The sequence below is a fragment of the Sorangium sp. So ce590 genome (assembly GCF_051521365.1).
GTDB lineage: Bacteria > Myxococcota_A > Polyangia > Polyangiales > Polyangiaceae > Sorangium.
The window spans coordinates 6,789,364-6,811,029 of record NZ_CP150346.1 but is presented as its reverse complement, the minus strand read 5'-3'; the positions used below and the strand labels follow the sequence as shown (position 1 = coordinate 6,811,029).

Genomic DNA, 21,666 nt, shown 5'->3' with positions numbered 1-21,666 from the left:
CGAGCTCTAGCCTGCCGCGAGCGCCAGCCGGCGCTTCGCCGGCTGCATGAGGTACGCGTCGACCGCCTCGGCGGCCTTGCGCCCCTCGGCGATCGCCCACACGACGAGGCTCTGGCCGCGCGACATGTCGCCGGCGGCGAAGACGCCCTCCACGCTCGTGCACCCGCCCGGCGCCTTCACGTTGCCGCGCTGGTCCATCGCGACGCCGAGCTGCTCGAGCAGCCCCTCGCGCTCGGAGCCGACGAAGCCCATCGCGAAAAGGACGAGCTCGCACGGGATCTCGAAGTCGCTCCCCGGGACCGGCACGAACTTCCCGCCTTCCAGGCTCACCCGCGTCGCCTTGAGGGCGCGCACGTGCCCGTGCTCGTCCCCGAGGAACGCGGTGGTCGAGACCGACCAGTCGCGCTCGCCGCCCTCCTCGTGTGAGGACGACGAGCGGAGGATGAGCGGCCACGCGGGCCACGGGTTCGTCAGCGAGCGCTGCTCGGGCGGGCGGGGGAGGAGCTCGAGCTGCGTCACGTGCGCCGCGTTGTGCCGGTGGCTCGTGCCGAGGCAGTCCGAGCCGGTGTCGCCGCCGCCGATGACGACAACGCGCTTGCCCGTCGCGAGGATCGCCTCGCTGTCGGGGATCACGTCGCCGGCGACCCGCTTGTTCTGCTGCGTCAGGAAATCCATCGCGAAGTGGACGCCCTTCAGCTCCCGGCCCGGCACCGCCAGGTCGCGCGGCCGGCGCGCTCCGCCGCAGAGCACGATGGCGTCGTACTGCTCGCGCAGCGCGTCGCCGGTGATGTCGACGCCGCAGTGGACGCCCGTGCGGAAGGTCACCCCCTCGGCCTGCATCTGCTCCATGCGGCGGTCGATGAGGTGCTTCTCCATCTTGAAGTCGGGGATGCCGTAACGGAGCAGGCCGCCGATGCGGTCGTCGCGCTCGAAGAGCGTCACGTCGTGCCCCTTGCGCGCGAGTTGCTGCGCGGCGGCGAGGCCGGCCGGCCCCGACCCGATCACCGCGACCTTCTTGCCCGTGCGCTGCTTCGCGATGACCGGCACGACAAGGTTCCGCTCGAAGGCGCGATCGGCGACGCCGCGCTCGACGTTCTTGATCGTGACCGGCTTGCCCTCGATGTTCAGCACGCACGCCGCCTCGCAGGGCGCCGGGCACACGCGCCCGGTGAACTCGGGGAAGTTGTTCGTCGCGTCGAGCGCCGCGATCGCCTCGGGGAGGCGCTCGCGGAACATGTGATCGTTCCAGTCGGGGATCAGGTTCCCGAGCGGACAGCCGTCGTGACAGAACGGGATGCCGCAGTCCATGCACCGCGCCGCCTGATCGCGCAGCTCGGGATCGGGGACCGGGAGCTCGAACTCCTGCCAGTCGTTCAAACGCTCGGAGACGGGTCGCTTCTTGATGTCGACCCGCTGGATCTCGAGGAAGCCTCGTACCTTACCCATGGGCGGCCGACCTCTCTCCCGTGCTCGCGGGGCCCGCGTTGGCGGGGATGTAACGTCCAGTGGAAACGTAGGGGGTGGAGGGCGAAAGGAGGGACACGATCCCGTCCGTCGCGTCCGCCCCGTTCGTCGCGGGCGACGCCGCGGCCTCGAGGGCGCGCCGGTACTCGCTCGGGACGACCTTCACGAACTTCGACAGGACGGCCTGCCAGGAGTCGAGCAGCTCGGTCGCCTTCCGGCTGCCCGTGCGCCGTACGTGCTCCTCGAGCAGCGCCCGCACCGACTCGGCGTCGGCCGCGGTCATCGTCTCGAGCTGCACCATCTCCTTGTTGCAGCGCGCCTCGAAGAGCGCGTCCTCGTCGAAGACATAGGCGAGCCCGCCGCTCATGCCGGCCCCGAAGTTGCGGCCGGTGGTGCCGAGGATGATCACGGTGCCGCCCGTCATGTACTCGCAGCCGTGGTCGCCCACGCCCTCGACGACGGTGGTGGCCCCGCTGTTCCTGACCGCGAAGCGCTCGCCGGCGCGGCCGTTGAAGAACGCGCGGCCGCTCGTCGCGCCGTAGAGCACGACGTTGCCGACGATGACCTGGTCGTCCGGCTTGAACGGCGCCTCGCGCGGCGGGCGCACCGCCACGACGCCGCCCGAGAGGCCCTTGCCGACGTAGTCGTTCGCGTCGCCCTCGAGCTCGAGCGTCATGCCCCGCGAGGCGAAGGCGCCGAAGCTCTGGCCGGAGCTGCCGGTGCACTTCACCACGATGCTGTCCTCGGGCAGCCCGTCGCCGCCGTGGCGGCGCGCGATCTCACCGCTCAGCATGGCGCCGAGCGTCCGGTCCGAGTTCCGCACGCGGGTCTCGATGATGACGGGCGACCCGCCGTCGATCGTGGCGCGCGCCTGCTCGATCAGCCTGAGGTCGAGCACCCGGTCGAGCTTGTGGTCCTGCGGCTCGACGCAGTGGTTCGGGCTCGTGAGGGCCTCCTTCGGGCGGTAGAGCACCTCGGAGCAGTCGATCTTCCTCGCCTTCGCGTGGAGCCCGGTGCGCCGCTGCACGATGCAGTCGGAGCGCCCGACCATCTCGCTCAGGGTGCGGAAGCCCAGGCTCGCCATGATCTGCCGGAGCTCCTCCGCCACGTAGAAGAAGAAGTTGATGACGTGCTCCGGCGCGCCCGTGAACTTCTTGCGGAGCTCCGGGTCCTGCGTGGCGATGCCGACGGGGCAGGTGTTGAGGTGGCACTTGCGCATCATGATGCAGCCCGCCGCGACGAGCGGCGCCGTGGAGAAGCCGAACTCCTCGGCGCCGAGCAAGGCGGCGAACGCCACGTCCCGGCCGGTCATCAGCTTGCCGTCGGTCTGCACGATGGCGCGGCCGCGGAGCCCGTTCATCACGAGCACCTGGTGCGCCTCGGCGAGCCCGAGCTCCCACGGCACGCCCGCGTGGTGGATCGACGTGAGCGGGGAGGCGCCGGTGCCGCCCGAGTCGCCGCTGATCAGCACCACGTCGGCGTGCGCCTTCACGACGCCCGCGGCGATGGTGCCGACGCCCGCCTCGGCGACGAGCTTCACGCTGATGCGCGCCTTCGAGTTGATGTTCTTCAGGTCGAAGATGAGCTGCGCGAGATCCTCGATCGAGTAGATGTCGTGGTGCGGCGGCGGCGAGATCAGCGTCACGCCGGCGGTCGAGTGGCGCACCTTCGCGATCACCGCGTCGACCTTGTGGCCCGGGAGCTGGCCGCCCTCGCCGGGCTTGGCCCCCTGCGCCATCTTGATCTGCAGCTCGTCGGCGTTGACGAGGTACTGGGCCGTGACGCCGAACCGCCCCGACGCGACCTGCTTCACCGCGCTCCGCTTCGAGTCGCCGTTCGGCAGCCGGAGGAAGCGCCCCGGGTCCTCGCCGCCCTCGCCGGTGTTCGACCGCGCGCCGATGCGGTTCATCGCGACGGCGAGGGTCTCGTGGGCCTCCTTCGAGATGCTGCCGAAGGACATGGCGCCCGTGGCGAAGCGCCTGACGAGCGAGGTGGCGGGCTCGACCTCCTCGATCGGCACCGGCGGGCCGGCGGGCTTGAAGTCCCACAGCCCGCGGAGCGACATCGGGTGCTCGTGCTGCTCGTTGATGACCGCGGAGTACTCGGCGTAGCTCTTCGCGTCGTCGAGGCGGACCGCCCGCTGGAGCGTCGAGACCGACTGCGGCGTCCAGAGGTGCCGCTCGCCGGACACGCGGAAGTGGTGGTGGCCGCCGACGTCGAGGTGCGCGCGCGCCCGCTCGCCGTACGCCGCCTGGTGGCGGGCGAGCGTCTCCTCCGCGATCTCGCGCAGCCCGACGCCGCGGACGCGCGACGCCGTGCCGGTGAAGTACGCGTCGATGACGAGCTGGTCGACGCCGATCGCCTCGAAGATCTGCGCGCCCTGGTAGCTGGAGAGCGCGCTGATCCCCATCTTCGACATGATCTTCAGGATGCCCTTCTTGAGCGCCTTCACGTACCGCGAGCTCGCCGCCGGGGGCGACAGGTCGGGGCCGAGGGTCTTGTCGCGGCACATCGCCGCGATCGACTCGAACGCGAGGTACGGGTTCACCGCGCCCGCGCCGTAGCCGATGAGCAGCGCCATGTGGCCGACCTCGCGCGCCTCGCCGGTCTCGACGATGATGCCGGCGCGCGTGCGCGTCCCCTCGTCGATGAGGTGGTGGTGCACGGCGCCCGTCGCGAGCAGGCTCGGGATGGGGGCGAGCGTCTCGTCGATGCCGCGGTCGCTCAGGATGAGGATGCTCGCGCCGTCGGCGATCGCGCGGCTCGCGTCCTTGCAGAGCTTGGCGAGCGCGTTGCGCAGGTTGTCCTCCGGGTCACCGTCGACCGAGAAGTACATCGGCAGCGTGGCCGCGCGGAAGTCGGGGAAGACGTTCTTGCGCAGCTTCGACAGATCGTCCTGCGTGAGGATCGGGTGCGGCAGCTCGAGCATCCGGCACTGGCGGGGCGTCTCCTCGAGGAGGTTGCCCTCGCCGCCGACGCAGCTCACGAGCGACATCACGATCTCCTCGCGGAGCGGATCGACCGGCGGGTTGGTGACCTGCGCGAACAGCTGCTTGAAGTAGCGGAAGAGCAGCTGGGGCTTCTCGGAGAGGACGGCGAGCGGGATGTCGATGCCCATCGAGCCCACCGGCTCCTCGCCGAGGGTGGCCATCGACGCGAGGATCATCCGCAGGTCCTCCTCGGTGTAGCCGAACGTCTGCTGCAGGGACCGGAGGTCCGCGTGCGGGATGGTGTAGAGGCTCGGCACGTCCTCGAGGGCGCGCAGGTCGATCTTGTTCTCGGCGACCCACGCCGCGTACGGCTTCTGCGTCGCGACCCGCCGCTTGATCTCGTCGTCGCTGACGACGCGCCCCTCGCTCGTGTCGACGAGGAACATCTTGCCCGGCTGGAGGCGCCCCTTCTGGATGACGCGCGCCGGCTCGATGTCGAGCACGCCGAACTCGCTCGCGAGCACGACGAGCCCGTCGCTCGTCACGACGTACTTCGCCGGGCGCAGCCCGTTGCGATCGAGCGTCGCGCCGATCAGCTGGCCGTCGGTGAAGCACAGCGCCGCGGGGCCGTCCCAGGGCTCGATGAGGCAGCCGTGGTACTCGTAGAACGCCTTCTTCTCGGCCGACATGTCCGGGTCGTGCGCCCAGGCCTCCGGCACGAGCATCATCATCACGTGCGGCAGCGAGCGGCCGCTCGCGAGCAGGAAGTCGACGACGTTGTCGAGCGCGGACGAGTCGGACCCGCCGGCGCGGATGATCGGCTTGAAGTCCTCGATCGCGTTCGCGAACACATCGCTCTTGAGCAGCGCCTCGCGCGCCGACATCCACGCGGTGTTGCCGCGCACCGTGTTGATCTCGCCGTTGTGCGCGATGACCCGGTACGGGTGCGCGCGCTCCCACGTCGGGAAGGTGTTCGTCGAGAAGCGCGAGTGCACCATCGCGAGCCGCGACACGGCGCGCTTGTCCGACAGCTCGGGGTAGAACGCCGCGACCTGCTCCGCGAGCATCAGGCCCTTGTAGACGACCGTCCGCGATGAACAGGAGGCGATGTAGAAGTCCTCGGAGTCGGCGATGCGGCCGGCGCGCTTGCGGATCGCATAGAGGACCTGCTCGAAGGACTGGCGAGGCGCGACCCGGCCGATGAACAGCTGGCGGATCGCGGGGCGCGAGTCGCGGGCGACCGGGCCGATCGCCGCGTCGTCGATCGGGACGTCGCGCCAGCCGAGGACGCGCTGGCCGTGGTGCACGACCGCGGCCTCGAGGATCGCCTCGCACTGGCGGCGCCGGGACGGGCTCTGCGAGAAGAACACCGTCGCGACGGCGTAGTCGCCGGGAGGAGGCAGCGCGATGCCCACGGCGGCCAGGGATGCGGCGTACAGCTCGTGCGGGATCTGGAGGAGGACGCCCGCGCCGTCGCCGGTGCAGGGGTCGCAGCCAGCGGCGCCGCGATGGGTTAGATTTTCGAGGATCTCGAGCGCTTGGCAAACGACCTCGTGCGTCGCTTCACGGCGGAGCGTGGCGACGAATCCGAGACCGCATGCGTCGTGTTCGAAAGCCGGATCGTAAAGACCTTGTGGTTGGGGCAGAGGCATGGTGCTGACTTCACACGCGCGTAGCACATGTGGCACAAGGATTGGAGCCCTAGTTAATGCGGCGCGCCAATCCCCGCCGAATCGGGCGCAAAAATGGGGGAGCGGTCCCCCCTCTCCGCGGCCCGGATGGGCCGGGGGGGCGGCGCTCGGCAGTGGACGCCCGTCGCCGCCCGTGGTGTGGGTGGGGCTGGCCGGCTTGCTGGCCCGTCCACCGGCGACGCGTCATTCGGATGAAGCTCTTCGCACTCAGTGATCTCCACGTCGGCTATGCGGAGAACCGGTCGGCCATCGAGCGCATGACGCCGCGGCCGAGCGACTGGCTCATCCTCGCTGGCGACCTCGGGGAGACGGAGCAGCACCTGCTCTACGTGCTCGACACCCTGGGCCCGCGGTTCAAGCAGCTCGTGTGGACGCCGGGCAACCACGAGCTCTATGCGATGCCGGGTGATCACGGCGGGCTGCGCGGCCGGGCCCGCTACGATCGGCTGGTCGAGCTATGCCGGAGCCGCGGGGTGATTACGCCGGAGGATCCCTACGTGCTTTGGGAGGGCGAGGGCGGGCCGCACGTGCTGGCGCCGATGTTCCTGCTCTATGACTACAGCTTCCGGCCGGCCGGCGTGGCCGAGCGCGAGGCGGTGGCGTGGGCGATGGAGAGCGGCATCCTCTGCACGGACGAGGAGCTGCTCGACCCGGCCCCCTACGCGAGCCGGCCTGCGTGGTGCCGGGCCCGCCTCGCCGAGACAGAGGCCCGACTCGCCGCGATCGAAGAGCTCCCCACGGTGCTCGTCAACCACTTCCCGCTGCGAGAAGAGCTCGTGCGCCTGTGGCGCATCCCGCGCTTCTCGATCTGGTGCGGGACGCGGCGCACGCACGATTGGCACACGCGGTTCCGCGCGCGGGTGGTCGTCTCAGGGCACCTCCACATCCCCCGCACCGACTGGATCGACGGTGTCCGTTTCGAGGAGGTGTCGTTCGGCTACCCGCGCCAGCGGCCCGCCGGGCTCACCCTCGACAGCTGCCTGCGGGAGATCCTGCCCGGGGCCGCAGGCGCGGCTCCGCTGGAGATGATGTAGATGCTCGAGATCGGTCCCGGCACCGCGCACCTCTGGTACGTCTTCTCCGAACCGGTCTGCGACGAGGCGCTGCTCGCGGCGTACCACCGGCTGATGGCGCCGGACGAGGCGGCGCAGCAGGCGCGCTTCCTGTTCGCCGAGAACCGGCACGAGTACCTGCTCACCCGCGCGCTCGCGCGCACGGTCCTCTCGAAGTACGCGGACGTCGCGCCCGAGGCATGGACGTTCGTCCGAAACGAATTTGGTCGGCCGCAGATCGCGGGGCCGCCGGGCGTGCCGCCGCTCCGGTTCAACCTGTCCAACACGCGGGGGCTCATCGCCTGCCTTGTCGCGCTGGACCGCGACGTGGGGGTCGACGTCGAGGACACCGAGCGATCGAGCAGCGCGGTGGACATCGCCGACCGCTTCTTCTCGCCCGCCGAGGTGCGCGCGCTGCGCGCCCTGCCGAAGGAGACGCAGCGCGCGCGCTTCTTCGCGTACTGGACGCTCAAGGAGTCGTACATCAAGGCGCGCGGGATGGGGCTCGCGATCCCGCTCGACCAGTTCTCGTTCCACCTCGACGACGGGCCGGCGATCGGCATCTCCTTCGATCCGCGGCTCGGCGACGATCCCTCGGCCTGGCAGTTCGCGCTCTACCAGCCCTCGGCGCGGCACAGGATGGCCGCCGCCATCCGCACGCGAGGCGAGCCTCCGCTGTCGATCGAGCTCCGGGAGACGGTGCCGCTGCGCGACGGCGGATGAGCGGCGGCGCGGGCCGCCCGCGCGGCGCGGTCAGTCCGGCCGCTCGATCGAGAGCTCGACGTTGCGCCACGACGGCGCGCCGCTGCCGTCGCGGCCGAAGCCGGAGGTGACGTCGACGACGGCCCGGCGGCGCCCCTCGGCGGCGACCGGGTCGTCGTCGACGGCGTAGTCGAGGGCGACCCCCCGGATGGCGGCGAAGCCGTTGTCCTCGTCCCAGATCTCGATGACGCGGACCTGGTGGGGGTAATCGGAGAGCGCGGAGGTCTCGACCTCCCAGTAGGCGTGCCCGCCGCTCGGCGTCACCGGGGTCACCCGGTGCACGTGCGTGTGGCCCGCGAGGTGGAGCAGCACGTTGTCGTAGCCGCCGACGAGCGCCTGCCACGCCTCGACGCCGAGCGCGCCGGGCACGGCGGGGGTGCCCGTCGCGGCGAAGGAGCCATCCCCGAGCAGGCGCGACGCGTGGTGGGACGCGAGGACGACCCACCTGCGATCGCGCTGCGCTCGGTCGAGCGCCGGGCGGATGAACCGCTCGACGTCGTCCTCGAGATCACGCCGTTCGGGCCTCCGGTCTCGGCGGCCGTGTCGAGCACGAGGACGCGGAGGGGCGTGTCCTTCACGTCGAACTCGTAGAACGCCTTCCCGTACGCCTGCTCGTCGGGCCCGATCCCGTGCCCATCGCCCGTCGCCGCCAGCTGATCGAGCAGCGCGGGGCGGCTCAGGAGCGCTCGCCTCGGATCGGGCACGACCTCGCCGGTGACCACCGGACCGCCGGGGAGCGACCAGTCGCGTGTCCCGCCGTCCGAGAGGCTCCCCGTCACGAGCTCGGCGCGGGTGTCGACCGGGAAGTTCCCCTGGTGCAGGACATCGTGGTTGCCGGTCACCCAGCGCCACGGCATGAGCAGCCCCTCGGCGAAGAACGGGTCCTTGGGATCGTTGTCCGGGCCCTGGACGGGATCGTCGTCGTCGCCCGAGTCGCACTCGACGCGCTCGGCGCCGTCGAGGATGGCCGTGAACCACGCGATCTCGTTCGTTTGCGCGCTGTCGGCGTTGTCGCCGCCGAGCAGGACGAAGTCGAGCGGCGTGCTCCGGTGGAACGCGTTGATGGTGCGCACGGCGGCGTTGAGGATCCGGCACTCGTGCCCTTCCTGCGGGCGGAACGCCGACGCGAAGGGGCCGGGCCCGTCGAAGATCGCGAGCCGCGCGGGCGACTCGTCGTCGGCGAGCTGGGTGTCGGCGAGGTGCACGAACCGCGTCAGCAGCTTCGGGCGCGGGCCGCGCGGCGGCGGGGGCGTGCCGTCGAGCGTCGCCGGCGCGAGCGGCAGTCCTGGCCCGATCTCGAGCTCGCCGTAGCCCTCGGCGAGCATCTGCTCGATCTCCACCGGCACCGCGGGGTTCCTGGCCGGCGGATCGATCACGGCGGCGCGCGGCACGAGGGTGCGCTCGGTCGTCAGCGGCGGCGCGCCCGCGAGCGCCGGCAGCGGCGTCGGTGCAGGCAGGGGCGCGGGATCGACGGACTCCTCCGCCGCGCAGGCCGCGAGCGCAAGGAGGAAGACCGCCGCGGGGCGACCCCTGCGCATACGCGCGCCGAACGAGCGGCCGGGCTCCGCCGTTCTCGTACCCACTGCTCGTGTCTGGCTCATCGCTTCCTTACATGACAAGACAGCAGCGTCTGATCAAGAAATGTTCATTCAGGCGGTATCGTCCTTGCTGACGGCCGGCATCGGCAAAGAAACGAGAGTTTCCGGAATGATGGTTAACCATCCCACGTGTTCCGGGTGTCGCCGCGGAGCGTCACGTTGATGAGCACGGGCGGACTGAACCATGGTAGGGCGGAGCCGCGGCCAGCGCGCCGGCTGCTGCTACGATGCGGCGCGTCCGGGCTCCGGGCGCCCCTCTCGAGGTCATCCATGGTCATTTCGCGATTCCTGGGCTGCGCGCTCGCGGCGGCGGCGCTGGTGGGCTGCGGCGAGCCCGATCCCATCATCGAGACCCATTACGGAGCTTACGAGGGGGACGCCTATCCGGACCGGCGTCCGGAGATCGTGGTTCCGGAGGGGGGAATGGGTGTGGTCACCGATAGCCGCTCCGACACGCTCTCCCTCATCGCGCTCGCGACGGGAGAGCGATTCGGTGTTTACCCTGTGGGCCGCGATCCGGTGACGCTCGACGGGCCTCATCATGTCGCCGTGGACGCCCCGGGAAACGCGCTCTATGTCGCGCTGTCGTACCCTGTCCTCGCCGGCGCGATCGGCCCCCACGCGACCCACGGATCGAGCGCGATGGCCGGCTATGTCCAGAAGCTCGCGCTCGACGACATGCGCGTCCTCGGGCAGGTGCGCGTCGAGCCCAATCCGGGCGACATCGTGATCTCCGAGGATGGCAGCCGCGTCGTCGTCTCTCATTACGATCTCAAGCGCGTGCTCGACAATCCGAGGGACATCGAGGCGGCGCGCTCGTCCCTCGCGGTGATCGATGCCGACGCCGTCCTGCCCTCGGGCTCGGCCGCGCCGAGGCTCATCCCCGTCTGCATGGCCGCGCACGGCATCGTCCTCTCGCGCCCGGACGCCGCCCGCGCCTACGTCGCCTGTTATGGCGAGGACGTCCTCGCGATCGTCGATCTGACGGACCCGGACGCCGAGGTGAAGCGCGTCCCCGTCGGACCGAGCCCGCGCATCGCCGACCCCACCTACGGGCCCTACGCCGCCGTCATGTCGCCCGATCAGAAGACCATCGCCGTGAGCAACATAGAGACGAGAGACGTGCGCTTCTTCGATGTCGCGTCGGAGACGTTCGACGAGTCCCGCACGATCCCCGTGATCGGCGTGCCCTACTTCGTCGCGTGGACCCCCGACGGGAGCCGCATCTACCTGCCGACGCAGGTGCCCGACGCGATCGCGCTGATCGGCGTGGCCCCGGGCGACGACGACATCGTCTCACGGGAGCTCTCCGGGGAATGCTTCAGGCCGCACCTTGCGGACCTCGACGAGGAGCACGGGCTCTTCCTCGTCTGCGAGGGGGATCAGACCGAGACCCCCGGCAGGGTGCTCCGGCTCGATCCCGAGACGCTGGAGACGCGCAGCGACGCCGAGGTGGGCCTCTATCCCGACGCGTTCGCGCGCGTCGCCGCGGGGGCGCGATGAAGGCGCTCTCCGGCGCGCCGGCCGCGCTCGCCTGCGCCGCGCTCCTCTGCGGTTGCACGGGCGATCCCGAGACGAAGATCATCGACGCGACGGCCGTGGAGCACGGCGCGGCGCTCTTCCGGGATCCCTCGATCGCGGAGACGCGCTTCAATCGCTATGCATGCTCGACGTGCCATGAGGCGATCGCCGGCGAGGCGGGGAGCGCCATGCTCCCCGGCGCCCCGCTCGCCGGCGCCGTCGCGCGCCCGCATTACTGGGGCGGGCAGGAGGTCGATCTCCTCGGCGCGATCAACCATTGCCTCTATTTCTTCATGACCAAGGATCTGCCCTGGACCGCGGACGACCCCGCTGCACGGGCCATGTACGCCTACCTGGAGTCGCTGCCCAGCGACGGCGACGCGGCCGAGGCCGTCCCGTTCACGCCGATCTACACGTTGAGCGAGCCGCCGCCCGGCGACCCGGGGCGGGGCGGGCCCATCCACGATCGCGCCTGCGCCTCGTGCCACGGGCGCGTTCGTTCGGGGGAAGGGCGGCTCGTCGAGCGGGCCCCGGCGCTGCCGGATCAGACGCTCGAGGAGCACCCGTTCGGCGAGTACACGGAGCGCGAGCGGCTGATGGTCTTCGTCGAGAAGGTCCGGCACGGCTCCTTCGTCGGCTACGGCGGGCAGATGCCGCCGTTCTCCGCCGAGGTCCTCTCCGACGAGGAGCTCGGCGATCTCCTGTCGTTCTACGGGCTGCTCTGACACCCACCGTGAAGCGCGCCGAGAAAGCCGCGAGGATCGGCGAGGTCCTCGACCGGTTGTACCCGCAGCCGGCCATTCCGCTGTTCCACGAGGATCCGTATTCGCTGCTCGTGGCGGTGATGCTCAGCGCGCAGACGACGGACAAGATGGTCAACGCCGTGATGCCGGCGCTCCTCGCGCGCGCCCGGACGCCCGCGGAGATGGCGGCGGTGCCGGCCGAGGAGATCGCCGGGCTCATCCGGAGGATCGGGTTCGCGCCGACGAAGGCGAGGCGCCTGAAGGCGCTGAGCGAGCGGATCGCGATCGAGCACGGCGGCGTCGTCCCCGCCTCGTTCGAGGCCCTTGAGTCGCTGCCCGGGGTCGGTCACAAGACGGCCTCGGTGGTCATGGCGCAGGCCTTCGGCCATCCCGCCTTCCCGGTCGACACCCACATTCATCGGCTCGCGTTCCGCTGGGGGCTGTCGTCCGGAAAGGACGTCGTCGAGACGGAGCGCGACCTCAAGCGCGCGTTCCCCCCCGAGCGGTGGAACAAGCTCCACCTGCAGCTCATCTACTTCGGCCGCGAGCACTGCCCGGCGCTGCGCCACGACATGGCCGGCTGCCCCATCTGCAGCTGGGCCGCGCGCCGGCGCTGAGGCTGGGGCGGTCGGCGGGCCCGCGGCAGCGGCGGACCCATGGCGCCCGGGGAGGCGACAGGCTATCCGGAGCGCCGGCGGCCGTCAAGCAGGGCGCACCGCTCGGGCGGCGTCATGAGGGCGATCGCGGGAATGCGCGGATCGCCCCGTCGCGGCGTGAGGCGCTCGGGCGCGGCCTCGTGCGGTTCCCGGTCGCCGCGGGCGTGCGGTTCGAGTAAGGCAGGTCTGTGTCAAAGATGGGATTTGAGATCATCGGGACGGGGCACTACGTGCCCGGCGAACCTGTCACCAACGACGACCTCGCGCGGGTGATCACGACCTCCGACGAGTGGATCTACCAGCGCTCCGGTATCCGCCAGCGGCACTACGCGCCGGACGGCACGGGGGTGAGCGACCTCGCGTGCGAGGCGGCGAAGCGCGCCATCGAGTCCGCGCGAATATCACCATCGGAGATCGATTACATCCTCTTTGCCACGATGACGCCGGACTACATCTTTCCCGGCTCCGGGGCGGTGCTCGGCGCGAAGCTGGGCATCCCCGGCGTCCCTGCGCTCGACATCCGGCAGCAGTGCGCTGCGATGCTGTTCGGCCTTCAGACGATCGACGGGCTCGTCCAGACGGGGGCCGCCAAGACCATCCTGTTCGTGGGCGCCGAGGCGCACGCCGGCTTCATGCCCTGGGAGGACTGGGGAGCGCTCGACCCGAAGAACGGCCGGTCCGCGACGCCGGAGGCGCGGGCGCGCGCTGACCGCCACCGGAACCTCGCTGTCCTGTTCGGGGACGGATCGGGCGCGCTCGTCCTCCGTGCGACGGATCGTGACGCGGGCCTTCGCGGCAACAAGATCTGCTCTGACGGGCGCTTCGCCGAGCTCCTCTTCGTGCCCGGCGGCGGCTTCCGCTCGCGGCCTTACTGGAAGGAGACGTCGTTCGAGGACGACGCCCACATCCCCCGCATGGATGGTCGCGAGCTCTTCAAGTTCGCGGTGACCAAGCTCCCGGCGACGGTGCGGGAGCTCTGCGCCTCTCAGGGCGTCACGATCGAGGAGATCGACGTGTTCCTGGCGCACCAGGCGAACGGCCGCATCAACGAGCACATCCGCAAGGATCTCGGCGTGCCCGTCGAGAAGCTCCCGAGCAACATCGAGCGATTCGGCAACACGAGCGGCGCCACCGTGCCCATCCTCGTCGACGAGGAGATGCGCGCCGGCAGGCTGAAGAAAGGGCAGCTCGCCATGGTGCTCGCGCTCGGGACCGGCGTCCACTGGGGCTGCGCGCTCTGGAAGCTCTGATCTGAGCCGCTGTACATAAATCGCCGGCCCGACTCCCTGCTGGGCCTGGCACCGTTCTCGCTTCGCCTGCGGGCCGGCGGAGGGGTGCGCCGGTCGGACCGTCCGAACCGTCGGATTCGTCGGTTCGTCGGTTCGTCTGATTCCGCGCGCCTCGGCCGCCTGAGCAGGAAGGAGCGCGGCGGGGGTGCACAGCGCAGAACAGCTGGTGCGGTCGGTGTACGACCGGATCGCCGAGCGGTACGACGACCGGTGGGGGCGCCACATGAGGCAGCCTCAGGACCGGCTCACGGCGGGGCTCGCGCTCGTTCCCGGCGCGCGGTGCGCCGATATCGGGTGCGGCACGGGGATCGAGACCGTGGAGATGCTCAGGCAGGTCGCGCCCGGCGAGGTCGTCGGCGTCGACTGCTCCGAGGAGATGCTCCGGGCCGCCAGGGCCCGGGCCGCGGACGCGGGGCTGCAGCTCTCGACGAGGCGCGCGGAGGGCGAGCTCTTCATCCGGCGCGCGGCGGCGTCGAGCTTCGATGTCGTCACCCTCCGCTTCTGTCTCGCCTACCTGAACTGGCGGTCAGCATTGCCGTGCCTCGGGCGCATGCTCCGGTCCGACGGTCGCGCGGGGATCCTCACGAACCTCTCGAGCAGCACGCCGCAGGCGTACGCGGTCTATTGCCGGATGGCCGACGAGCTCAACCTTGGCAGGGTGGAGCTGCCGGTCCCGGACAGCGCCGGGCAGGTCAGCGAGGAGCTCCAGCGCGGCGGTCTCCGCACCGTGGAGGCGTGGACCCACCGGTTCCGGCTGTGGTTCGGCTCCGGCGCGCAGGTGGCGAGCTGGCTTCAGGAGAGCGGGTTCGTGACCCACGCCGCGCTGCGGGAGTTCCCTCCGGAGGTGCTCCAGCCGCTCTGTGACGAGTTCGCGACCCGGCTGGAGGCGTACCGGGAGCCTGACGGCATCCCGCTCGATTTCGAGCTCGCGGGCATTATCGCGGTGCGGCGGTAGCGCCATCGCGGTGCGGCGGTGGCGCCATCGCGGTGCGGCGGTGGCGCCATCGCGGTGCGGCGGTGGCGCCTGGCGTGCTGTCGCGCTCGGCGTGGAGGGCCGCTGGATTTTCGACCAAGCGCGCTGTGGCGTGTTGCACGCGGCGTTGCCTTTGTTACGTTCACATCACCGCCTGCGGCGAACCCCGCGTCGGCAGCGCGGTCAACCGGGCACCGGCCCAACCGGCAGGGGAGCCACGTCACCGGCTCAGCTGCATCGGCACCCCTCCGGCCAGCGTCCGTCGAACGAAGCGCGAAGCGACCGCGAGCACGCGGCGATCAAACGGCCAATGGCAATGGCCAATGGTCAGCGCACGCGGACGCGGGGAGCGATGTCAAAACGCGCGTGGGCGCCTGTGTTCGGATGTCGTCGTATGTCTATCTCGCTCACACAGTTCCGGGTTTTCACTTCACTGGGGTAGTGTTACCTCAATGACGACAACGCAAACTCTTCGTATTGACTTGGACGCACAATTAATGAATTTTGCATACTGAGGTGGGTGTGATCGGAGAACACGGAGCGTCGATCCTGAGAGACACGCCGACCCAGCTTGGGCTCGGGCGATATCGTCCCATTGCGAAGCTCGGCCGCGGCGGGATGGCCGACGTCTTCCTGGCCATGGCTCACGGGCCGGCCTCCGTGAACAAGCTGGTCGTCGTCAAGCGCCTTCGCAGCTTCGCGGATGAGGAGGACCGCCAGGTCCTCATGTTCATGGACGAGGCCAAGCTCTCGGCGCGCATGAACCACCCCAATGTCGTCCAGACCTACGAGGTCGGCAGCGACCAGGAAGGGTACTTCATCGTGATGGAGTACCTGGACGGCCAGCCGTTGAAGCGCGTCATCAAGGCGGCCGTCGATCGGGCGTCCGGCACCGGGGGGCTCGTCCGCGGCACGTGGATCCGGATCGTCGCCGAGGTGCTGCGCGGCCTCCATTACGCGCACGAGCTCTGCGACTTCGATGGCAAGCCGCTCGGGATCGTGCATCGCGACGTCTCTCCGCACAACATCTTCGTCACGTACGACGGCGCGGTGAAGCTCGTGGACTTCGGCGTGGCCAAGGCCGCCGTCAACTCCTCCAACACCGAGAGCGGGACCTTCAAGGGCAAGCTCACCTATATGGCGCCCGAGCAGGTCACGGCGGGCAAGACGGCGGATCGCCGGGCAGACATCTTCGCCGTGGGCGTCGTGTTCTGGGAGCTCCTCGCCGGGCGGCGGCTGTTCGAGGGCGACCAGATCAGCGTGATGCACCAGCTCCTGCTGGGGAAGATCCCCCGGCTCTCGACCGTCGTCCCGGGGATCCCGATCGCGCTCGACCAGATCGCCGCGAAGGCCCTGGAGCGCGAGCCGTCGAAGCGCTTCGCGACGGCGCAGGAGATGTGCGACGTGCTCGAGAGCTACCTGCAGTGGTCGGGCGAGGACATCCGCAGCGAGTTCCTCGGCGCCTGCATGCGCGGCATTTTCTCGGAGAACAGGGCCACCATCCGCCAGCAGATCAAGGCGCAGATCGAGCGGGTGACGAGCTCGTTGCTCATGAGCGAGGCCCCCGGCCCGGTGACGCTGAGCGGTATCGGCCTCGCGGCGGGTCCCTCGAGCTCGCGCTCGGGCAGCAGGCTCCCCTATGTCGGCGAGCCGAGCAGCTCCGGCCTCGATCGCGCTTCGGGTCTCGCAGGAGCTTCGGGCCTCGAGCGGGGCTCGGGCCTCGGGCGGCCGAGGACCCCGGTGAGCGACTCCGTGAGCCTGCGCGCCACCACGACGGTGCCCGCGTCCACCTCGAGGCGCAGCTACCTGATCGGAGCGACCGGCCTGGCCGCGCTGATCGCGGTGGCCGGTGGCGCGCTGCATGTCGCGAGCAAGCGCGCGCCCGTGGCCGAGCCTCCGGTGGCTGCCGCCGCTGCGCGCGGCGCGGAGGCCGGGGGGGCTGTCGAGAAGAAGCCCGACGAAGGCCCCAAGGTGAGCGTGGTGATCGCGAGCGACCCGCCCGACGCCACCGTGAGCTGGAAGGGGAAGATGCTCGGCAAGACGCCGCTCAAGACCGAGCTGCCCGTGGGCACGCAGGTCGTGGTCGTGTCCAGGTCCGACTGCTTCGATGAGACGCTCATGCTGACGCTCACCCCTGCGGAGGCGGTCGAGCGTTCCGTCAAGCTGCGGCCCACGAACTTCGCTGCCGGGTCCAGCCGGCCCTCCACGGCCGGAGGCGCTCCCTAGCGCGCTGACGGGTACCGCGCCGCCCAAGCTCGTCTTTGGCCTCATGAGAGAAGGAAGCCCAGAGACACAGAGCAGAGGACGAAGGAGCTCTGTGTCTCTGGGGTTCTGCTCTTCAGCGCGCTCGGTGCTCTAGCGAGAAGAACCTGCCGCCCGGCGGGGCGGGGCCGCGCGTTTGCACCGGGCTGCTGGGATCGACGGGGGGCGGAGGTCCTGTCCTGGGCACCCATCGATCGATCGTGACGGCAGCTGGAGAGAAGAGGTCACGGTCATGACCCGTGACGGATGTAGGAGATCACCTTGGTGACGCCATCGGCCTCCAGGGCGTCCTTCACCGCCTCGGTCGCCTCCTTCATGCTGGAGACGTTGCCCTGCAGGGTGACCACCCCGTCGCGCACCGTCACGGTCAGCTTCTTCACTCCTTCGTGGTCGCTATCAGCGAGCTTGCCGCCCACCGCGTTCCGGAGCGTCTCGTCGGGCGGGCGCTGGCCCGTGCCCTTCGCCTCCTTGGTGGCGACGACCGCACCGTCGCGGTTGAAGCTGACCTTATAATCGTTGTCCTTTGCCGCCTGCGTCCAGACATCGCGCGCGCTCGCGGCGGTGCTTCCAGCCTGATCTTTGTCCTTGGCGCCGCCGGCCTGGCCCTGCGCCTCCCGGCCTTGCTGCGCGCCGTGGGCCTCCCGGCCTTGCTGCGCGCCGTGGGCCTCCCGGCCTTGCTGCGCGCCCTGCGCCTCCCGGCCTTGCTGCGCGCCGTGGGCCTCCCGGCCCTGCTGCACGCCCTGCGCCTCCCGGCCCTGCTGCGCGCCCTGCGCCTCCCGGCCCTGCTGCGCGCCGTGCGCCTCCCGGCCTTGCTGCGCGCCCTGATCCTTGGGAGCCGCGGGGGGCGCGGCCTGGTCGCGCGCGCCCGAGCCCCGGTCGTCCTTGAGGGCGCCGGTCTGCTCGCCGGCCCGGTTCATCTGGTCGTTCACCTCGCGGCCCACCTCGCGCCCTCGCTCGGCGAGCTGCTCGGCCTTCTCGCCCACGCGCTCGGCCTGCTCGCGCGCCTCCCGGCCGAGCTCCTGGCCCTTCTGGGCGAGCTGCTCGGCCTTCTCACTCGCGCGCTCGGCCTGCTCGCGCGCCTCCTCCTGGCCGGGCTTCCGGTTCTGGCCTTCGGGCGGCGCGCTCCTGTCGCCCTTGGTCTGGTCCACCGGCTCGCGGACCGCTCCTTCCGCTCTCTCGCTCTCGCTCCTGCAGGCCGTGCCGACGAGGGCGAGCGCGAGGACGGTTGGGCCGGAGAACCAACGTATTCTGCTCATCGTGCAGCGATAGCTCATGGTGCATCTCCGACCGGTCACCGAGGCAGGCGTCGTGCCATGAACGCGGTCGCTCCCGGCCGCTCGGGAACAACCGCGCGGCGCGCGTGTCGGGACGACCATGTCGAGACCTTCCCTGGCCACCGCGCAGAGGTGGCAGCGGACACCGGACGAGCGCTCCGGCCTGAGACAGCGTAGGCTCGAGGTCGTGAGCGCGGCGTCGCCGGAACCCGTCCTGCCAGACGCCCCGCCCGGGCAGCGCTCCGCGCCCGACCTCCTCTCGCACCGGCCGGCGCTCCGGGTCGACGCGCGGGCCGTCAAGGAGTCGCTGACGTTCGCGTTCGCGGGCGGCGCGCCCGGCGGGGCGTTCGACCGGCACATCGATTCCGCGTCGCTGCCCGCGTCGACCTGGGATCCGGCCCGCTTCGCGCAGCACGTCTTTCTGCAGGAGCTCATCGTGGGCTGCCTCCACTTCACGAGCGAGGGGCGCACGTACATCCCGAGCCCGGCGCTGCTCGGCCGCGCGCTCTCCCGGCCGCCGAGCGACCGCGATACAGTCGAGCTCCGGCGCGAGATCTTCCGCGAGCTCGCCGGCTCGGAGGCGCAGCGCCGCGACCTCGCGCGCGCCTACGCGGCGCTGCGCCGCTGGGTGGGCCAGCTGGAGACGATCTCCATCTCGCGCCGTGAGGGCAGCCGGCGCCGGCTGGACATCCTCGTCGCCGCGAAGGGGGCGTTCGACGCGCTCGCCGACGGGTTCTCGGGCGCCCGCTCCGGTCTCGCGCGGCTCTCCGCGTTCGGCGCGGCCGTGCGCGAGACCGAGGCGTACCGCCGCCTCGCGGACCTGCTCGCGTACGACGAGGAGCTCGCGACGCTGGATGTCCGGATCCGCGTCGGCTCCGACGGCCACGTCCGCGACCTCCGCGCCCTGTCGATCCGCGAGAACAGCGAGAACCGCTTCTACCAGTCGCCGATCGGGCGCGTCTTCACGAAGCTCGTGATGCTGTGGCGGGGATACCGGTTCAGCGACGAGGAGCTGCTCACCCGCTACGTCAACAGCGTGTTCGAGGGCATCGAGGACGAGCTCGTCGCGCTCATCCAGCTGCTCGGAGATCTCGAGTTCTACCTCGCCGGCCTCGCGCTGCGCGAGCGCGCCCGCGCGGCCGGGCTCTCCGTCTGCCTTCCCGAGCTCGCCTGGCCAAGCGGCCCCGAGCTCGCCCGGCCAGGCGGCGCGCGCGACGAGGCCCCCGGGCGGGCGCTCAAGGGGCTCTTCAATCCGATCCTGCTCGCGAGCTCGTCGCGCGTCGTCGCGTGCGACATCGCGACCGACCCTCACGACGCGACCGTCATCGTGACCGGGCCGAACTCGGGGGGAAAGACGCGGCTGCTCGAGGCGCTCTCGCTCGCCCAGATGCTCGGGCAGGCGGGCTTCTTCGTGCCGGCCGCGGAGGCCCGCCTGTCGCCGTGCCACGGGCTCTTCGTGTCGCTGATCGAGCAGGCGCAGGCCGACCAGAGCGAGGGCCGACTCGGGATGGAGCTCCTGCGCATCCGGTCGCTCTTCGAGGCGATGCAGGTCGGCGACATGGTGGTGCTCGACGAGCTCTGCTCTGGCACGAACCCGTCGGAAGGAGAGGAGATCTTCCAGCTCGTGATCTCGCTCCTCGCGGAGCTCCGCCCTCAGGCCTTCATCACGACCCATTTCCTGGAGCTCGCGGCGCGGCTCGAGCGCGACCGGCCGGTCGATCGGCTCGTGTTCCTGCAGGTCGAGCTCGACGCGCAGCAGTGGCCGACGTACCAGTTCGTGGACGGGGTCGCCCGGACGTCGCTCGCGCATCGGACCGCGGCGCGGCTCGGGGTCACGCGGGAGGAGCTCGTCGCGCTCGTCGAGCGCAGCAAGCGCGCGCACCGCCGCCGCGGGGTCGAGCCCGCCTGAGCGCGCCCACGGCGCGCTCGCCGTGGCCGATGAAATCTGGTTGTATTCGCCGCCATGGAATATCGACCACTTGGCAGGACGGGGCTCCGTGTCTCCTCGGTGAGCTTCGGTGCCTGGGCGATCGGGGGCACCTGGGGCGACGTCGACGACACGGAGTCGCTCGCGGCGTTGCACCGGGCCGTCGATCGCGGGGTGAACTTCTTCGACACGGCGGACGTGTACGGCGACGGCCGGAGCGAGCGGCTGCTCGCGCGCCTCCGGCGGGAGCGGCGCGAGGAGATCGTCATCGCGACGAAGGCGGGCCGGCGGCTGAGCCCGCACACCGCGGCCGGCTACAGCGCCGAGAACCTCACGGCCTTCATCGACCGCAGCCTGAAGAACCTCGAGGCGGACGCGCTCGACCTGGTCCAGCTGCACTGCCCGCCGACGGACGTCTACTATCGGCCCGAGGCGTTCGACGTCCTCGATCGGCTGGTGAAGGCGGGCAAGATCCGCTTCTACGGGGTCAGCGTCGAGCGGGTGGAAGAGGCGCTCAAGGCCATCGAATACCCCGGTGTGCAGTCGGTGCAGATCATCTACAACGTCCTCCGGCAGCGCCCGGCCGACCTGTTCTTCGTCGAGGCGAAGCGCCGGCAGGTGGGGATCCTGGCGCGGCTGCCGCTCTCATCGGGGCTGCTCACCGGGAAGATGAGCGCCGCGACGAAGTTCGCGGCCGACGATCACCGCAACTTCAACCGCGAGGGCGCCGCGTTCGACAAGGGCGAGACGTTCTCGGGGGTCGACTACAATCTGGGCCTCGAGGTGGTCGAGGAGCTCCGCCCGCTCGTGCCTGCCGGCGTGAGCATGGGCGCGTGGACGATGCGCTGGATCCTCATGCAGGACGCGGTCACGTGCGTGATCCCCGGCGCGAAGCGCCCTGATCAGGTGGACGAGAACGCGAGCGCGGCGGACCTGCCCGCCCTGCCGCAGGAGACGATGGCGAAGATCCGCGAGATCTACGATCGCCGGCTGCGGCCTGCCGTTCACCAGCTCTGGTAGAGCCTCGACGAGGACGCGCCGCGGCAGGCTGGAGCCACGGCGCGTCGGCGAGGGCATCGCCGTCACCCGACCCAGGCTGGATAGCCGTTGTCACGCAACCCACGCTGCGCCGCCAACTTGGGCCGGATCGCTGCCGCGCTGCCATTTTGGATTGCGTAGCCGCCTTTTCGATTTTTCGATTTGTCACGCTCGTGCTAGATTGTTAGATCTAAGTTGGGCGGGATTACATTCAAGGGGAATTAAGGAAGCCGCTGCGCGGGGGGGCGAGTGCGCCCAACTCCCCGCGCGCGCGCGTGCGGGCGCCGAACGCGCCGGTTGCGCCGCGCCGAGTTCGCGGCGCAGCCGATCGACCAGCCGGCGGTACAAGGGCTCGAAGGGGCGATCGCCAGCCCCGTACAGCCGCGCACATCGTCGTCATCTCGAGCGCGAATTAGTTCATTGTTGCATTTCTCATAGATGCTCTCTCGGCAACAGCTTGGCTTGCCGCCGCGAGGCTGCATTCGA

15 protein-coding genes are annotated in these 21,666 nt (G+C 70.6%); 10 read left to right on the top strand and 5 right to left on the bottom strand.

The annotated features are described in order from the left end of the window. Nucleotides 1-6: 6 nt before the first annotated feature. Together WMF28_RS25350 and gltB are read right to left on the bottom strand one after the other, a co-directional pair. Nucleotides 7-1,446, bottom strand: a complete 1,440-nt coding sequence (locus WMF28_RS25350) for a glutamate synthase subunit beta (RefSeq protein WP_437595882.1) — start codon at nt 1,444-1,446, stop codon at nt 7-9. Then, nucleotides 1,439-6,046 carry a glutamate synthase large subunit gene (gltB, locus tag WMF28_RS25345; RefSeq protein ID WP_437595881.1) on the bottom strand — a complete coding sequence of 1,536 codons (4,608 nt, stop codon included), beginning with the start codon at nt 6,044-6,046 and terminating at the stop codon, nt 1,439-1,441. Before gltB ends, WMF28_RS25350 begins: the two co-directional genes overlap by 8 nt. Before the next feature lie 230 nt (nt 6,047-6,276). On the opposite strand from gltB, the gene WMF28_RS25340 reads away from it, so the two are divergent. Further along, the gene (locus tag WMF28_RS25340) at nt 6,277-7,119 is read left to right on the top strand and encodes a metallophosphoesterase family protein (RefSeq protein ID WP_437595880.1); all 843 of its coding nucleotides are present in this window, start codon (nt 6,277-6,279) and stop codon (nt 7,117-7,119) included. Then, nucleotides 7,120-7,860 carry a 4'-phosphopantetheinyl transferase family protein gene (locus WMF28_RS25335; protein ID WP_437595879.1) on the top strand — a complete coding sequence of 247 codons (741 nt, stop codon included), beginning with the start codon at nt 7,120-7,122 and terminating at the stop codon, nt 7,858-7,860. 30 nt (nt 7,861-7,890) lie between these two features. Here the strand turns inward: WMF28_RS25335 and WMF28_RS25330 are convergent, their stop codons facing one another. Further along, nucleotides 7,891-8,268 carry a hypothetical protein gene (locus tag WMF28_RS25330; protein ID WP_437595878.1) on the bottom strand — a complete coding sequence of 126 codons (378 nt, stop codon included), beginning with the start codon at nt 8,266-8,268 and terminating at the stop codon, nt 7,891-7,893. Continuing rightward, entirely contained in the window at nt 8,169-9,437 is a 1,269-nt protein-coding gene (locus WMF28_RS25325) for a hypothetical protein (protein ID WP_437595877.1), read from the bottom strand. Before WMF28_RS25325 ends, WMF28_RS25330 begins: the two co-directional genes overlap by 100 nt. 330 nt (nt 9,438-9,767) lie before the next feature. Here WMF28_RS25325 and WMF28_RS25320 point away from each other — a divergent pair, with 330 nt between their 5' ends. The 6 genes from WMF28_RS25320 (at nt 9,768) to WMF28_RS25295 (ending at nt 16,905) form a co-directional block, all read left to right on the top strand. Next, a complete protein-coding gene (locus tag WMF28_RS25320; protein WP_437595875.1) occupies nt 9,768-11,000 on the top strand; it encodes a YncE family protein in 1,233 nt (410 codons plus the stop codon). Next, nucleotides 10,997-11,743 carry a c-type cytochrome gene (locus tag WMF28_RS25315; RefSeq protein ID WP_437595873.1) on the top strand — a complete coding sequence of 249 codons (747 nt, stop codon included), beginning with the start codon at nt 10,997-10,999 and terminating at the stop codon, nt 11,741-11,743. The genes WMF28_RS25320 and WMF28_RS25315 overlap by 4 nt, the downstream gene beginning before the upstream one ends. A gap of 8 nt (nt 11,744-11,751) precedes the next feature. Further along, nucleotides 11,752-12,378, top strand: coding sequence for an endonuclease III domain-containing protein (locus WMF28_RS25310; protein WP_437595872.1), 627 nt, complete (start codon nt 11,752-11,754; stop codon nt 12,376-12,378). 236 nt (nt 12,379-12,614) lie between these two features. Then, a complete protein-coding gene (locus tag WMF28_RS25305) occupies nt 12,615-13,667 on the top strand; it encodes a 3-oxoacyl-ACP synthase III family protein (protein WP_437595871.1) in 1,053 nt (350 codons plus the stop codon). Nucleotides 13,668-13,851: 184 nt separating this feature from the next. Beyond that, nucleotides 13,852-14,661, top strand: coding sequence for a class I SAM-dependent methyltransferase (locus tag WMF28_RS25300; RefSeq protein ID WP_437595870.1), 810 nt, complete (start codon nt 13,852-13,854; stop codon nt 14,659-14,661). A 540-nt stretch (nt 14,662-15,201) separates the two neighbouring features. Beyond that, nucleotides 15,202-16,905: a protein kinase domain-containing protein gene (locus WMF28_RS25295; protein WP_437595868.1), complete on the top strand. Its 1,704-nt coding sequence runs from the start codon at nt 15,202-15,204 to the stop codon at nt 16,903-16,905. 266 nt (nt 16,906-17,171) lie between these two features. On the opposite strand, the gene WMF28_RS25290 is transcribed toward WMF28_RS25295, so the two are convergent. After that, nucleotides 17,172-18,197, bottom strand: coding sequence for a BON domain-containing protein (locus tag WMF28_RS25290; protein ID WP_437595867.1), 1,026 nt, complete (start codon nt 18,195-18,197; stop codon nt 17,172-17,174). Between the two features lie 205 nt (nt 18,198-18,402). Here WMF28_RS25290 and WMF28_RS25285 point away from each other — a divergent pair, with 205 nt between their 5' ends. Beyond that, complete coding sequence (locus tag WMF28_RS25285) at nt 18,403-20,124, top strand: MutS-related protein (RefSeq protein ID WP_437595866.1); 1,722 nt, start codon at nt 18,403-18,405, stop codon at nt 20,122-20,124. Nucleotides 20,125-20,178: 54 nt separating this feature from the next. Beyond that, a complete protein-coding gene (locus tag WMF28_RS25280) occupies nt 20,179-21,162 on the top strand; it encodes an aldo/keto reductase (protein WP_437595865.1) in 984 nt (327 codons plus the stop codon). Nucleotides 21,163-21,666 lie beyond the last annotated feature (504 nt).

Coding starts and splice junctions, on each gene's coding strand:
- WMF28_RS25350 (WP_437595882.1), bottom strand. CDS start 1,446: ATGGGTAAGGTACGAGGCTTCCTCGAGATCCAGCGGGTCGACATCAAG.
- gltB (WP_437595881.1), bottom strand. CDS start 6,046: ATGCCTCTGCCCCAACCACAAGGTCTTTACGATCCGGCTTTCGAACAC.
- WMF28_RS25340 (WP_437595880.1), top strand. CDS start 6,277: ATGAAGCTCTTCGCACTCAGTGATCTCCACGTCGGCTATGCGGAGAAC.
- WMF28_RS25335 (WP_437595879.1), top strand. CDS start 7,120: ATGCTCGAGATCGGTCCCGGCACCGCGCACCTCTGGTACGTCTTCTCC.
- WMF28_RS25325 (WP_437595877.1), bottom strand. CDS start 9,437: ATGCGCAGGGGTCGCCCCGCGGCGGTCTTCCTCCTTGCGCTCGCGGCC.
- WMF28_RS25320 (WP_437595875.1), top strand. CDS start 9,768: ATGGTCATTTCGCGATTCCTGGGCTGCGCGCTCGCGGCGGCGGCGCTG.
- WMF28_RS25315 (WP_437595873.1), top strand. CDS start 10,997: ATGAAGGCGCTCTCCGGCGCGCCGGCCGCGCTCGCCTGCGCCGCGCTC.
- WMF28_RS25305 (WP_437595871.1), top strand. CDS start 12,615: ATGGGATTTGAGATCATCGGGACGGGGCACTACGTGCCCGGCGAACCT.
- WMF28_RS25290 (WP_437595867.1), bottom strand. CDS start 18,197: ATGAGCAGAATACGTTGGTTCTCCGGCCCAACCGTCCTCGCGCTCGCC.
- WMF28_RS25280 (WP_437595865.1), top strand. CDS start 20,179: ATGGAATATCGACCACTTGGCAGGACGGGGCTCCGTGTCTCCTCGGTG.